Annotated in this window: 6 protein-coding genes; all 6 read left to right on the forward strand. The window is 66.6% G+C overall.

What is annotated here, in order from left to right:
* Positions 1-23: 23 nt before the first annotated feature.
* The 6 genes from hutI (at position 24) to EN857_RS23940 (ending at position 14,768) form a co-directional block, all read left to right on the forward strand.
* On the forward strand, positions 24-1,259 hold the full coding sequence (hutI, locus tag EN857_RS23915; protein ID WP_128346572.1) for an imidazolonepropionase: 1,236 nt from the start codon (positions 24-26) through the stop codon (positions 1,257-1,259).
* On the forward strand, positions 1,256-2,797 hold the full coding sequence (hutH, locus tag EN857_RS23920) for a histidine ammonia-lyase (RefSeq protein WP_127392336.1): 1,542 nt from the start codon (positions 1,256-1,258) through the stop codon (positions 2,795-2,797). Before hutI ends, hutH begins: the two co-directional genes overlap by 4 nt.
* Positions 2,797-3,615 carry an N-formylglutamate deformylase gene (gene hutG, locus EN857_RS23925; protein WP_127312090.1) on the forward strand — a complete coding sequence of 273 codons (819 nt, stop codon included), beginning with the start codon at positions 2,797-2,799 and terminating at the stop codon, positions 3,613-3,615. Before hutH ends, hutG begins: the two co-directional genes overlap by 1 nt.
* A gap of 28 nt (positions 3,616-3,643) precedes the next feature.
* Positions 3,644-5,314 (forward strand): urocanate hydratase, encoded by a 1,671-nt coding sequence (gene hutU / locus EN857_RS23930; protein WP_127312089.1) that lies wholly within the window; start codon positions 3,644-3,646, stop codon positions 5,312-5,314.
* A gap of 2 nt (positions 5,315-5,316) precedes the next feature.
* Positions 5,317-5,904 (forward strand): HutD family protein, encoded by a 588-nt coding sequence (locus EN857_RS23935; protein WP_127392335.1) that lies wholly within the window; start codon positions 5,317-5,319, stop codon positions 5,902-5,904.
* Positions 5,905-6,173: 269 nt separating this feature from the next.
* A complete protein-coding gene (locus EN857_RS23940; RefSeq protein WP_135859275.1) occupies positions 6,174-14,768 on the forward strand; it encodes a glucoamylase family protein in 8,595 nt (2,864 codons plus the stop codon).
* Positions 14,769-15,004 lie beyond the last annotated feature (236 nt).

Consider the following 15,004-nt stretch of genomic DNA (forward strand, 5'->3'; position numbering starts at 1 on the left):
CATCTAATCAAACGGAAAAGATGATGGCGGCAGAAATCAAAAGCCGGGCAGGGGGCCTTCACCTTTGGCGCAATGCGCGCCTGGCGACCATGGCCGAAGGCGCGCCGGGATTGGGCATCGTCGAGAACGGCGCGATCGTCGCGCGCGACGGCCTGATCGCCTATGCCGGATCCGAAGCCGCCATGCCTGCGGCGCTCGTCCAGGGCGCTGACATCACCGACTGCGAGGGTCGCTGGATCACGCCCGGCCTGATCGACTGCCACACCCATCTCGTCTACGCCGGCAACCGCGCCAACGAGTTCGAGATGCGGCTGTCCGGCGCCACCTATGAAGAGGTCGCCAGGGCCGGCGGCGGCATCGTCTCCTCGGTGAAGTCTCTTCGCGCGGCGAGCGAGGACGAACTGGTCGCCCAGACGCTGCCGCGCCTCGATGCGCTGCTGGCTGAAGGCGTGACCACCATCGAGGTGAAGTCGGGCTATGGCCTTGATGTCGACAATGAGAAGAAGTCGCTGCGCGCCGCGCGCCGCCTGGGCGATCAGCGCAGCGTGACGGTCCGGACCACATGCCTGGCCGCCCATGCGCTGCCGCCGGAGGCCAGGGGCGACAAGGACGCCTTCATCGATCTCGTCGCTACGGACATACTGCCGGCGGTCGCGGCGGAAAATCTTGCCGATGCGATCGACGGTTTCTGCGAGGGGATCGCCTTCTCGCCGGAGCAGATGGCGCGCGTCTTCGACAAGGCCAGAGCGCTTGGCCTGCCGGTAAAACTCCATGCCGACCAGTTGTCAAACCTGCATGGCGCGGCGCTTGCCGCGCGCTATGGCGCGCTGTCGGCCGACCACCTCGAATACACAGACGACGAGGGCGCGGCGGCGATGGCCGGCGCCGGAACCGTGGCGACGATCCTGCCCGGCGCCTATTACTTCATCCGCGAGACCAAGAAGCCGCCGGTCGAGCTGTTCCGCCGGCATGGCGTGAAGATGGCGGTCGCCACGGACAGCAATCCAGGTACCTCGCCGCTTACCTCTCTGCTGCTCACCATGAACATGGCCGCGACGCTGTTCGGCCTGACTGTCGAGGAATGCCTGTCCGGCGTCACCCGCGAGGCGGCGCGCGCGCTTGGCCTGCAGGAAAAGACCGGCACGCTCGAGGCGGGAAAGTCCGCCGACCTCGCCATCTGGAACATCGAGCGCCCGGCCGAACTCGTTTACCGCATGGGCTTCAACCCGCTGCATGCCCGCATCTGGAGAGGACAATGACCGAACTCGTTCTGAAGCCCGGCAACGCAACGCTGGCCGACTGGCGCGCCATCTATCGCGGCGCGGTGCCGAAGCTGGACGCCGCCTGCAAGCCCAGGATCAAGGCCAGCGCCGAGGCGGTTGAGCGGATCGTCGCCAAGGGCGAGCCGGTCTATGGCATCAACACCGGCTTCGGCAAGCTGGCCAGCGTGCGCATCCCCGCCGCCGATCTCGAAACGCTGCAGCGCAACATCGTGCTGTCGCATGCCGCCGGCGTCGGCGAGCCGATGCCGGTTGCCGTCACCAGGCTGATGATGGCGCTGAAGCTCGCAAGCCTCGCGCAGGGCGCCTCCGGCGTGCGGCCGCAGACCATCGCGCTGCTGGAAGCGATGCTTGCCAACGACGTCATTCCGGTGGTGCCGGCGCAAGGTTCGGTCGGAGCCTCCGGCGATCTCGCGCCGCTGTCGCACATGACGGCGGTCATGATCGGCGTCGGCGAATGCTTCACCCCGCATGGTCGCTTCCCGGCCAAGGTCGCCTTCGTTTCGCACGGACTGGAACCGGTGACGTTGGGCGCCAAGGAAGGCCTGGCGCTGCTCAACGGCACGCAGTTCTCGACGGCTTTCGCGCTCGCCGGCCTGTTCGAGGCCGAGACGCTCTATCAGTCGGCGCTGGTCGCCGGCGCGCTGTCGACGGACGCCGCCAAGGGCTCGGACGCGCCCTTCGACCCGCGCATCCATCTGCTCAGGAAGCATCGCGGCCAGATCGAGACGGCGGGCGCGCTGCGCGATTTGATGGCGGGCAGCGCCATCCGTGAATCGCACCGCGTCGGCGACGAGCGCGTGCAGGACCCGTATTGCCTGCGCTGCCAGCCGCAGGTGATGGGCGCCGCGCTCGATGTGCTGCGCAAGGCGGCCGACACGCTTGAGACCGAGGCCAATGGTGTCACCGACAACCCGCTGATCTTCGCCGAGGACGACACCGCGCTCTCCGGCGGCAATTTCCACGCCGAGCCGGTGGCCTTTGCCGCCGACATGATCGCGCTTGCCGTCTGCGAGATCGGCTCGCTGTCGGAGCGCCGCATCGCCATGCTGGTCGATCCGGCGCTGTCCGGCATGCCGGCCTTCCTGACGCCCAAGCCCGGACTGAATTCCGGCTTCATGATCCCGCAGGTGACGGCGGCGGCGCTGGTTTCCGAAAACAAGCAGAAGGCCTATCCGGCAAGCGTCGATTCGATCCCGACCTCGGCCAACCAGGAAGACCACGTCTCGATGGCCGCGCACGGCGCCCGCCGGCTGCTCGGCATGATCGAGAATGCGACCGCGGTCATCGGCATCGAACTCCTGGCGGCCGCTCAAGGCTGCGATTTCCATGCGCCGCTGGCGTCTAGCGAAGCGCTTGAAGCGGTGCGCAAGCTGGTCCGGGCCGAAGTGCCGCATCTCGACAATGACCGCCATTTCCATCCCGACATGGAAAAGGCCATCGCCATGGTGCGCAGCGGCGCCGCGGTGAGTGCGGCGAGCGCCGTGGCGTTGCCGGCGATCGCGGGAGCGGCGTGATGGCCACGCCCTCCTGGCTCAGCGTAACCCGAGGCACCGCACCCTTGCTGGTCTCGATCCCGCACACCGGCATCGACCTTGCCGGTCTCGACAGCCGGCTGGTCTCGCCCTGGCTCGGCCGCCGCGACTGCGACTGGTGGATCGACAAGCTCTACGATTTTGCGGCCGACCTCGGCGCGACGGTGGTGCACACCGCGATCTCACGCACAGTCATCGACGTCAATCGCGACCCGTCCGGCGTCTCGCTCTATCCCGGCCAGGCGACGACTGGCCTTTGCCCGACCGAGACCTTCGACGGCGATCCCCTCTACCATATGGGCGAGGAGCCGACGCCTTCGGAAATCGACGAGCGCCGCGAGACCTACTTCAAGCCTTACCATGCCGCCCTGCAGGCCGAGATCGACCGGCTGCACGGCATGCACGGAAGAATCGTCCTCTACGACTGCCACTCGATCCGCTCGGTGCTGCCGCGCCTGTTCGGGGGCACGCTGCCGGTGTTCAACCTTGGCACCAATGACGGCAAAAGCACCGATCCCGCGCTGCAGGCCAAGGTTGCCGAGATCATGGCTGGTACCGGTCAGACCTGGGTAGTCAACGGCCGCTTCAAGGGCGGCTGGATCACGCGCAATTTCGGCCACCCGCAAAACGGCGTCCATGCGCTGCAGATGGAGCTTTCCAACCGCGGCTACATGCATGAGCCCGAAGGCAGAGGCGCGCCGGACAACTGGCCGGTGCCCTACGACCCCGAATACGCGGCGCCGATCCGCGGCACGCTGAAGACCATTCTCGAAACCGCCATTGACTGGGCCGGGCGCTGACGCGCCGCCTTACTCGAAAGGGACAATGATGACCAATCCTCGTCACAATATCCGCGAAATCCGCAGCCCGCGCGGCGCCGAGCTCAATGCCCGCAGCTGGCTGACCGAGGCGCCGCTGCGCATGCTGATGAACAATCTCGATCCCGACGTCGCTGAAAACCCCAACGAGCTGGTCGTCTATGGCGGCATCGGCCGTGCCGCGCGCACCTGGAACGATTTCGACCGCATCGCCGCCTCGCTGAAGACGCTCGGCGACGACGAGACGCTGCTGGTGCAGTCCGGCAAGCCGGTCGGCGTGTTCCGCACGCATGCCGATGCGCCGCGCGTGCTGATCGCCAACTCCAACATCGTGCCGCACTGGGCGAACTGGGAGAAGTTCAACGAGCTCGATAAGAAGGGCCTGATGATGTACGGCCAGATGACGGCCGGCTCCTGGATCTATATCGGCACGCAAGGCATCGTCCAGGGCACCTACGAGACCTTCGTTGAGGCCGGCCGCCAGCACTATGGCGGCAACCTCAAGGGCAAGTGGATCCTGACAGCCGGCCTCGGCGGCATGGGCGGCGCCCAGCCGCTGGCCGCCGTCATGGCCGGCGCCTGCTGCCTCGCCATCGAATGCAACCCGGACTCGATCGATTTCCGTTTGCGCACCCGCTATGTCGACGAGAAGGCCGAGACGCTGGACGAGGCGCTGGAGAAGATCGAGCGCTGGACGAAGGCCGGCGAGGCGAAGTCGGTCGGCCTGCTCGGCAATGCGGCGGAGATCGTGCCGGAAATGTACAGGCGCGGCATCCGCCCCGACATGGTCACAGACCAGACCTCGGCGCACGATCCGGTGAACGGTTATCTGCCGAAGGGCTGGACAATGGCCGAGTGGCGCGAGAAGCGCGTCTCGGATCCGAAGGCGGTCGAGAAGGCGGCGCGCGCGTCGATGCGCGAGCATGTCGAGGCGATGGTCGCGTTCTGGAACGCCGGCGTGCCGACGCTGGACTACGGCAACAACATCCGCCAGGTTGCCAAGGAAGAGGGCTTCGAGAACGCCTTTGCCTTCCCCGGCTTCGTGCCGGCCTATATCCGCCCGCTGTTCTGCCGCGGCATCGGCCCGTTCCGCTGGGCGGCGCTGTCGGGCGATCCGGAGGATATCTACAAGACCGACGCCAAGGTGCGCGAACTGACCCCCGGCAACACCCATCTGCACAACTGGCTGGACATGGCGCGCGAGCGCATTGCCTTCCAGGGCCTGCCGGCGCGCATCTGCTGGGTCGGCCTTGGCGATCGCCATCGACTGGGTCTCGCCTTCAACGAGATGGTGGCCAAGGGCGAGCTCAAGGCGCCGGTCGTCATCGGCCGCGATCACCTCGATTCCGGCTCGGTCGCGTCGCCCAACCGCGAGACCGAGGCGATGAAGGACGGCTCCGACGCCGTTTCCGACTGGCCGCTGCTCAACGCGCTGCTCAACACCGCCTCGGGCGCCACCTGGGTGTCGCTGCACCATGGCGGCGGCGTCGGCATGGGCTTTTCGCAGCATTCCGGCATGGTCATCGTCGCCGACGGCACGCCGGCCGCCGCCAAGCGCCTGGAGCGGGTTTTGTGGAACGATCCGGCGACCGGCGTCATGCGCCATGCCGATGCCGGCTACGACATCGCCATCGAGTGCGCCAAAGAGCACCAGCTCAACCTGCCGGGCATACTGGGCTGAGCATGCGCATCCTTCGTGCCGCCGGCTACCGCGTCATGCCGTGGAAGAACGGCGGCGGCACAACGACCGAAATCACTGTTTCGCCCGACGGCGCCGGCCTTGACGATTTCGACTGGCGCGTCTCCATGGCGCGCGTCGAGACGGGCGGGCCGTTCTCGAGCTTTGCCGGCATCGACCGCACGCTTTGCGTGCTGGAAGGGCAGGGGATCGTGCTCGATATTGCCGGCGAGCCACCGGCTGAACTGACCGGGCCCTCCGCCCCGTTTTCCTTTGCAGCCGATGTGCCGACCGCAGCCGCGCTGATCTCCGGCCCGATCACCGACCTCAATGTCATGACCCGGCGCGGCCGCATGACGCACACCGTCGAGCGCCTGACGCCCGCGACGCCTCTGGAAATCGAGGCCAGGGCGGACACGACCCTTGTGCTGCCCCTCGATGGCGAGATCGTGCTCGCCGGCACTACGCCCGAGAGTCTCGGCCCGCTCGATGCGCTGGTGCTGGATCGGGGTACCCCGAGACAGCGCCTGGAGCCGGCCGCCAGCACGATCCTGTTCGTGATCCGCATCGATCGGGCTGGCAGTAACCATTAACGCCTGTTGCCAAACATGATCGCGACGCCGGCGAAAATTGGCGTAAGCTCTTGCCCGCATCACGAAAAAGCCGGATTCCTTGCCTCGATCAGATACGGGACGGGGAGCGTGGGGCGCTCGTCCACCGCGTTGCTGAGAGATGACGCCCTGGGTGGTGCGGAAAACGAACTTTCGGCCTAAGTTGACATGCAACCAATTGCATTTGAGCAGGTTTTAGGGCCATTGCCGTGGCGGGGACGCCGCACCGTGCCCGCCATACGGAATTATAAATGAACATACAGACGAATCCCGCCAAAATCGAACTCACGAGCGCCAGCTTTCCGGTCATCACCGAAGCGCCGATACGCTCCAATTTCATGCCGGAAGACCGGCTGCGTGAGCTTGGCGCGGGTCTCGCCAAGGGAGACGTCAAGGATCTGTTCGGCCTGGCGCCGTTCGAATTCCAGGGCCGCATCCGCGACAGCGCCAAGCGAATCCTCGAGGTCTACCGCTCGACCAATGCCGCGCAGGCCAAGGGCGAAACCATCACGCCGGCGGCGCAATGGCTGCTCGACAACAATTATCTGGTCGAGGAGACGATCTTTCAGGTCAAGCGCGACCTGCCGCGCCGCTTCTACCGCCAGCTGCCGACGCTGAAACTGGCGGACGGAACCAGTGTGCCGCGCGCCCTGGCGCTGGCCTGGACCTATGTCGCGCATTCCGACAGCTCCGTCTCGGCGACGATGTTCAAGGCGATCGTCGAGGGCTTCCAGTCGGTCGAGCCGCTGAAGATCGGCGAGCTCTGGGCGCTGCCGTCGCTGCTGCGCTTCGTGCTGATCGAGAATCTTCGCCGCATAGCCGTGCGCGTCAACCGCACCAGGCAGATGCGCCAGATCGCCAACGAGGTCGCCGACCGCGTGCTGGCGACCGACGACAATGCCGACCGGCAGAAGATCCTGTCGCACTACGGCACCCATGCGCAGGACACCACCTTCGCCACCCAGTTGCTCTACCGTCTGCGCGACGGTTCCCAGAATGCCGGCCGGGCGCTGGAATGGCTGGAAAGCGAGCTGGAGAAGAGCGGCTCCGATGCCGAGGAGATCATCATCTCCGAGCATCACACGCTGTCCAGCGGCAATGTCACCACCGGCAACATCATCCGCGGCCTGCGCCTCATCAACGACGTCGACTGGACTGTCTGGTTCGAGGGCGTCAGCCGCATCGATACGCTGCTGCGCGAGAAGACCGACTTCGCCGCGCTCGACTTCTTCTCGCGCGACCAGTATCGCACGGCCATCGAAGAGCTGGCGCGCCGCTCGGAGCTCTCCGAATTCCGCGTTGCCGAAAAGGCCATCGAACTTGCCGGCCATGTCGTCATCGCCGACGCCTCCGGCGCCGAGGTCCCCCAGGCCGAAGCGACCGACGTCGACGGCACGGTGCATACCGATGTCGGCTTCTTCCTTGTCGGCCCGCGTCGGCTGGAGCTGGAAAAGGCGATCGGCTACCGGCCGACCATCAGTGTCAGGGCCAAGCGCGCCTTCACCAGCACTGGCTGGCTGGGCGTCGTCGTGCCGGTCTTCGCGCTGACGGTGCTGCTGCTGGCGCTCGCCGGCAACGCCCTCGACCATCTCGGCCTGTCGCTGCCGTCCATCGTCCTGATGCTGGCCCTGTTCGCCGTGCCGGCCTCGGAAGGCGCGCTCGCCTTCTTCAACACCGTCGCGTCGCTGTTCCTGAAGCCGACGCGGCTGGTCGGCTATGACTACAAGCATGGCGTGCCAGCCGAGGCGCGCACGCTGGTCGTGGTGCCCTCGCTGATCGGCTCGCGCGACGATGTCGAGGAAAACATCCGCAACATCGAGGTGCATCACCTCGCCAATTCGGCGGGCGAAATCCATTTCGCGCTGCTTTCGGACTGGCCGGATTCGAACACCGAGATCGACGCCGCCGACATCGAGATTCTGCAATATGCGCGTGACGAGATCGCCAGGCTCAACGCTCGCTATCCCACCGACGGCGCGCCGCTCTTCTACGTCCTGCACCGGCGCCGGCTCTACAACGCCGCGCAAGGCTGCTGGATGGGCTGGGAGCGCAAGCGTGGCAAGCTGCACGAGCTGAACCTTCTGCTGCGCGGCGATAGCGACACCACCTATTTGCCGCTCGACGTGCCGCTGCCGGAAAACGTCGTCCATGTGATGACGCTGGACGCCGACACGCGCACCACCCGCGATGCCGTGGCCAGTCTGGCCGGCAAGCTCTGCCATCCGCTCAACCGCCCACATTTCGACGCCGCCAAGCGCGTCGTCACCGCCGGCTACACCATTCTGCAGCCGCGCATCACTGCTTCGCTGACCAGCGGCGACGACGCCTCCTTCTTCCAGCGCGTCTTCTCCGCCAACCGTGGCCTCGACCCCTATGTGTTCGCCGTTTCCGACGTCTACCAGGACGTCTTCGGCGATGGCTCCTTCACCGGCAAGGGCCTCTACCATGTCGATGCCTTCGAGGCGGCGCTGAAGGACCGCATCGAGGAAAACACCGTCCTCAGCCACGATCTGCTCGAAGGCGCGCTGGCGCGCTCGGCCCTGGTCACCGACGTCGAACTGGTCGAGGACTATCCGACCCGCTATTCGGTCGACGCGTCGCGCCACCATCGCTGGGCGCGGGGCGACTGGCAGCTTCTCGGCTTCATCCTCGACCCGCGCTCCGGCGTGCCGGCGCTGTCGCGCTGGAAGATGGTCGACAATCTGCGCCGCTCGCTCACCCCGATCTTCTGGGTGATGGCGGCGATCGCCGGTTGGACGCTGCTGCCCTTCACGCAGGCCGCGCAATGGCAGGCGCTCTTGATCCTCAGCCTGTTCATGGCGCCGACCTTCGACATCGTCAACGGCATCCTGCCCAAGAGCGGCGACCAGACGCCGCGCGGCCATTTCTCGGCGCTGGCGCGCGACACCATCTTCGGCACCGCCCTGGTGGCGTTGAAGGTGCTTTTGATGGCGCATCTCGCCTGGATGATGGGCGATGCCATCGTGCGCACGCTCTACCGACTGTTCGTCAGCCGGCAGAACCTGCTCGAATGGCGCACCGCTTCGCAGGCGCACAAGAGCGGCGGCAGCGACCTCGCCGCCTACTACGGCATGATGTATGGCGCGGTGATCATCGGTGTCGTTGGCCTTGCCATCCCGGTGCTTGCCGATTCCACCGGCGCCTTCGTCGCCTTCTTCTTCGCCTTGTTCTGGATCGGCTCGCCGGCGGTCGCCTGCTGGATCAGCCGCTCGGCCGAGACCGAGGACCGGCTGCGCATCTCGGCCGCCGACATCCATACGCTGCGCACCATCGCGCGCCGCACCTGGCACTATTTCGAGACCTTCGTGACGGCCGAGCATCACCATCTGCCGCCCGACAATTTCCAGGAAAGCCCGGCGCCGGTGGTGGCGCCGCGCACCTCGCCGACCAATATCGGCGTCTATCTGCTGTCGGTGGTTTCGGCGCGCGACTTCGGCTGGATCAGCCTGTCCGACGCGATCACCCGCATCGACGCGACGATGACGACCATCGAGAGCATGCCGCGCGACCGCGGCCATCTCTTCAACTGGTACGATACGACAACGCTGAAGCCGCTCTATCCGCTCTACATCTCGGCGGTCGACAGCGGCAATCTCGCAGGCCACCTGGTGGCCGTGGCGGCGGCTTGCGCCGAATGGGCGGAAGCGCCCTCCGTCCACCTGCAGGGCGATTTCGAGGGCATCCTCGACACGGTGACCATCCTCGACGAGAGCCTCGAGGAACTGCCCGACGACCGCCGGCAGCTCCGGCCGCTGCGCCAGCGGCTGGCCGACCGTCTCGACGGCATGCGCCGCGCCGTCATGACCATCAAGGCACAGCCCGAGATGGCGTCGATCCGCACCATCAACCTGGCGGTGCTGGCAGGCGAAATCCGCAAGCTCGCCGCCGCCATCCACACCGAGGCGGCGTCGCCGAAGAGCGACGTCATCGCCGACTGGGCGGCAAGGCTGGAAGCCACCTGCGAGGCGCATGTGCACGACTCGCACAATGACGAGAACGCGGTCGAGGCCTTGCGCGCCAAGCTGCTCGCGTTGCGCGAGCGCACCCGTCGCTACGCCTTCGAGATGGATTTCTCCTTCCTGATGCGGCAGGAGCGCAAGCTGCTGTCGATCGGCTACCGGGTCGAGGAGCATCAGCTCGACGAGAGCTGCTACGACCTGCTCGCCTCGGAGGCGCGGCTGACCAGCCTGTTCGCCATCGCCAAGGGCGACCTCCCGACCGAGCACTGGTTCCGGCTTGGCCGGCCGATCGTCGAGATCGGCTTCCAGGGTGCGCTGATGTCCTGGTCGGGCTCGATGTTCGAGTACCTGATGCCGCCGCTGGTGATGAAGGAGCCGCATGGCTCGATCCTCAACCAGACCAGCAAGCTGATCATCAAGCGCCAGATCCAGTACGCCCGCTCCAAGAACGTGCCGTGGGGCATTTCGGAAGCGGCCTACAACGCCCGCGACCGCGAGCTCACCTACCAGTACACCAATTTCGGCGTGCCCGGTCTCGGCCTCAAGCGCGGCCTTGGCCAGAACACGGTGATCGCGCCCTACGCGACGATCCTCGCGGCGCAATTCAGTCCGCGCGAGGCGGTGCACAATCTCGCCCGGCTGAAGGCGATCGGCGCGCTTGGCCGGCACGGCTACTACGACGCGGTCGATTTCACCCCGCAGCGTGTGCCGGAGGGCACCGACCATGCTGTGGTGCTCAACTACATGGCGCACCATTCCGGCATGTCGATCGCTGCCGTCGCCGACGCCATCTTCGAGGGCCGCCTGCGCGATCGCTTCCACAGCGATCCGGTGATCGAGTCGGCCGAACTGCTGCTGCAGGAGAAGGCGCCGCGCGACATTCCGGCCGCCACCGTCAGGACCGAGGCCGACGAGCGCGCCAAGGACGAGACCGAGACCGAGAGCCCGGACACGCGCGTCATCCTCGACCCGGCCAAGGCACTGCGCGCCACCAATGTCATGTCCAACGGCCGCTATTCGGTCATGGTCACCGCCACCGGTTCCGGCTACAGCCGCTTCGGCGAGCTTGCCGTCACCCGCTGGCAGCCGGATCCGAGCGAGGACCGCCTGGGCTCCTACATCTTCCTGCGCGATGCCGGCACCGGCGACTGGTGGTCGGCGACGTCGGAGCCGCGGCGCGCCGACCATGAGCGCGTCCAGACCCTGTTCTCCGATGACAAGGCGAGCTTCGTCAAATCGGTCGGATCGCTGCGCTCCGAGGTCGAATGCATCGTCATCTCGGAAGGCAATGGCGAGGGCCGCCGCGTCACGCTCTACAATGACGGCGCCACGGACCGGCACATCGAAGTGACCTCCTTTGCCGAGCTGGTGCTGGGCAACGAAGCCTCCGACAACGCCCATCCGGCTTTCTCGAAGATGTTCGTTGAGACCGAGATTGCGCCCAACAATGGCGCGATCTTTGCCATCCGTCGCAAGCGCGACAAGAACGACCCCGACATCGCCATGGCGCATTTCGTCACCGATCCTTCGGGGCCTTCGCGCGATGCCGAGGCCGAGACCGACCGGCGCGCCTTCATCGGCCGCGGCCGCACCATCGTCGACGCGGCAGCTTTCGATCCGGGCGCCAAGCTCGGCGGTCATTCGGGCTTCACGCTCGACCCCGTCGCCTCGCTTCGCCGCCAGGTGCGTGTGCCCGCCAACAAGAAGATCTCGCTGACCTTCTGGACCATCGTCGGCGCCAGCCGCGCGGAACTCGACGAAGCGGTTGCCCGGCTCGACCATCCGGAAAGCTTCGCCCGTCAGGCGATGCTGGCCTGGACCCGCAGCCAGGTGCAGACCCGCCATCTCGGCCTCAGCCTGACCGATGCCGCCAATGTGCAGAAGCTGGCGCGCTATCTGATCTATCCCGATCCGTTCCTGCGCCTGCCGGCGGATTCCATCGCCTCCGGGCTCGGCAAGCAGTCGAGCCTGTGGCCGACCAGCATCTCCGGCGACTTCCCGATCTTCCTGGTCCGCATCGGCGACGTCGCCGACCTGGAGATCGTCGCCCAGGCGCTGCGCTTCCAGGAATACATGCGGGCGCGCGGCATGATGATCGACTTCGTCGTCGTCAACGAGCAGGCATCGTCCTACGTGCAGGACCTGCAGCGGGCGGTCGAGACGCTGTGCGAGAACAGCCGCCTGCGCGGCAAGGAGCTCGGCCCGCGCCAGCACATCTTCGCCGTGCGCCGCGACCTGATGGACGAGGCCACCTACAAGACCCTGCTGGCGGTCGCCCGCGTCGTTCTACACACGCGTAACGGCACCATCTTCGACCAGATCGAGCGCGCCGAGGCGGCGGCACTGCAGGCGCGCGACGCCCTGCAGCAGGCCGGCGGCGTCGGAGCTGCATCGACCTTGCCGGCCATTGCGCCGCCGCCATTCGCGGCGCCAGGGCCGGCGAGCGCCAGTGCCGATGGCAGCGGCTTGAGCCTCTGGAACGGTTTTGGCGGCTTCGACGGCGACGGCCGCCACTATGTGACGCGTCTCACCGGCCGGCGTACGACGCCGCAGCCCTGGATCAACGTCATCTCCAACGCCTCGTTCGGCTTCCACGTCTCGGCCGAGGGCGCCGGCTTCACCTGGAGCCGCAACAGCCGCGACTACCAGCTGACGCCATGGTCGAACGACCCGGTCACCAATCGGCCGGGCGAGGGCATCTACATTTACGACCAGGCCAGCGGCAAGGCGTTCTCGCCGATGGCGGCGATCGTGCGCGATCCGGCCATGACCTACGAGACATGGCATGGCCAGGGCTTCTCGACGTTCCGCTCGAAACGCGGACCGCTGTCGATGGACCTGACCCAGGTGGTCGACCCGGCCGACCCGGTCAAGATCACCCGGCTGCGCATCCAGAATGCGGGGCCCGTGCCGGCCAGGCTGCGCGTCTATGCCTATGCCGAATGGGTGCTGGGCGGTCATCGCTCGCGGACGGCGGCGACCATCGTGCCGACCAGGGATGCGGCGACCGGCGCCCTCCTGGCGCAGAACCCCTATGGGCTCGACTTCAGCGAGCGGGTGGCGTTCCTCGCCGCTGCCGGCGCCGTCCAGTCGGTGACAACCGACCGCGGTGAGTTCATCGGCCGGCACGGCAGCAGCGAATATCCGCAGGCCGTGCTTGCCGGCGCTGCCCTGTCCGACCGCGTCGAGGCGGGCGACGATCCCTGCGCGGCGATTGCCAGCGACATCGACATCCCCGCCGGTGGCGACGTCACGCTCATCTGGCTGCTCGGCGACGCGGCCACGCCCGCCGAGGCGAGCGCGCTGGTTCAGGGCCATCGGGGCAAGGATTTCGACCAGCGGCTGGCCGACAACGAACGCGTCTGGCGCGGCTTCCTCGACACCATCCAGGTCGAGACGCCCGACAAGGCGCTCAACGCCATGGTCAACCACTGGCTGCCCTATCAGAGTCTGGCCTGCCGCATCCGCGCCCGATCCGCCTTCTACCAGGCGAGCGGCGCCTTCGGCTTCCGCGACCAGTTGCAGGACACGCTGGCCTTGCTGGCGCACGATCCGAAACTTGCGCGCGACCAGATCCTCAACGCGGCGCGCCGGCAATTCCCCGAAGGCGACGTACAGCACTGGTGGCTGCCGCGCACCGACGCCGGCGTGCGCACCATGATCTCGGACGACGTCGTCTGGCTCGCCCACGCCACCGCCCGCTACATCGACGTGACCGGCGATGCGGCGATCCTCAAGGAGCAGCTTCCCTTCATCGACGGGCAGCCGCTCGGCGAGGACGAGCACGATGCCTTCTTCACGCCGGAGGTCTCCAAGACCACCGCCTCGCTCTATGATCACTGCGCGCGGGCGCTGGATCTCGCCATCAAGCGCAGCAGCCCCGCCGGCCTGCCGCTGATCCTCGGCGGCGACTGGAACGACGGCATGAACCGCGTCGGCGAGGGCGGCAAGGGCGAGAGCGTGTGGCTGGGCTGGTTCCTGCTGAAGACGCTGGGCGACTTTGCCCCGGTGGCCAAGGCGCAAGGTGACGCCAAGCGGGCGCAGGCCTGGAACAAGCATGCCGACGTGCTGAAACGGGCGCTGGAGACCACAGCCTGGGACGGGCAGTGGTACCGGCGCGGCAGCTTCGACGACGGCACGCCGCTCGGCTCGCATGACTCAAAGGAATGCAAGATCGACTCCATCGCCCAGTCGTGGAGCGTGCTTTCAGGCGAGGGCGACCCGGCGCGTTCGACCACGGCCATGCACCAGGCGACCAAGATGCTGGTCGACGACGAGCTCAAGATCCTCAAGCTGTTCACACCGCCCTTCTCGAAGACCGAGAAGGACCCCGGCTACATCAAGAGCTATCCGCCCGGCGTGCGCGAGAATGGCGGCCAGTACACCCACGCGGCCACCTGGTTCGTCATCGCGCTGGCCGAGATGGGCCGCACCGACGACGCCTACCGCTGCTTCTCGATGCTGAACCCGGTCAATCACGCCTCGGACGAGGCGGCGGCCGAGCACTACAGGGTCGAGCCCTATGTCGTGGCGGCCGACATCTATGCCGGCGAAGGCAAGGGCGGTCGCGGCGGCTGGACCTGGTACACGGGTTCCGCCGGCTGGCTGTACCGCGCGGCGGTCGAGGGCATTCTCGGCATCGAGCGGCGCGGCAAGCACATCACATTCAGGCCGAAGCTGCCCGGCCACTGGGACGGCTATGCGGCGACGCTCAAGATGCTGGGCGCGGAAGTCAAGGTTCGCGTCATCCGCGACAAAAAGACCAAATCCATCTCGCTCGAAGTCAATGGAACCAAGACAAAATCCTCGTCTTTCGAGCCGAAGGCCGGCGAGGCGAGTGAGGTTGTCGTCAAGATACCTGCGTAAAATCAATGACTTGATACTAGAAGCGCGCGCCCTTGGGGGCGCGCGTTGTTTTTGCGCCGTTATTTGCGCATGCGCTTTGCCGGCATGCGGGCGGGCGCATTAGCTTCCGCTACGCAAGCTCTTGATGATTAAAAATGTGGCAGCTCCCGGCTGCTGCCATGATTTCGCCGCAAGGCTGACATTTCACCTTTTATCTCAAACCGTTAGGTGATCACGGCAGATTTCGCAGCGTCGTC

The organism is Mesorhizobium sp. M4B.F.Ca.ET.214.01.1.1, assembly GCF_004791545.1.
GTDB classification, from domain to species: Bacteria; Pseudomonadota; Alphaproteobacteria; order Rhizobiales; family Rhizobiaceae; genus Mesorhizobium; species Mesorhizobium abyssinicae.

Coding starts and splice junctions, on each gene's coding strand:
- hutI (WP_128346572.1), top strand. CDS start 24: ATGGCGGCAGAAATCAAAAGCCGGGCAGGGGGCCTTCACCTTTGGCGC.
- hutH (WP_127392336.1), top strand. CDS start 1,256: ATGACCGAACTCGTTCTGAAGCCCGGCAACGCAACGCTGGCCGACTGG.
- hutG (WP_127312090.1), top strand. CDS start 2,797: ATGGCCACGCCCTCCTGGCTCAGCGTAACCCGAGGCACCGCACCCTTG.
- hutU (WP_127312089.1), top strand. CDS start 3,644: ATGACCAATCCTCGTCACAATATCCGCGAAATCCGCAGCCCGCGCGGC.
- EN857_RS23935 (WP_127392335.1), top strand. CDS start 5,317: ATGCGCATCCTTCGTGCCGCCGGCTACCGCGTCATGCCGTGGAAGAAC.
- EN857_RS23940 (WP_135859275.1), top strand. CDS start 6,174: ATGAACATACAGACGAATCCCGCCAAAATCGAACTCACGAGCGCCAGC.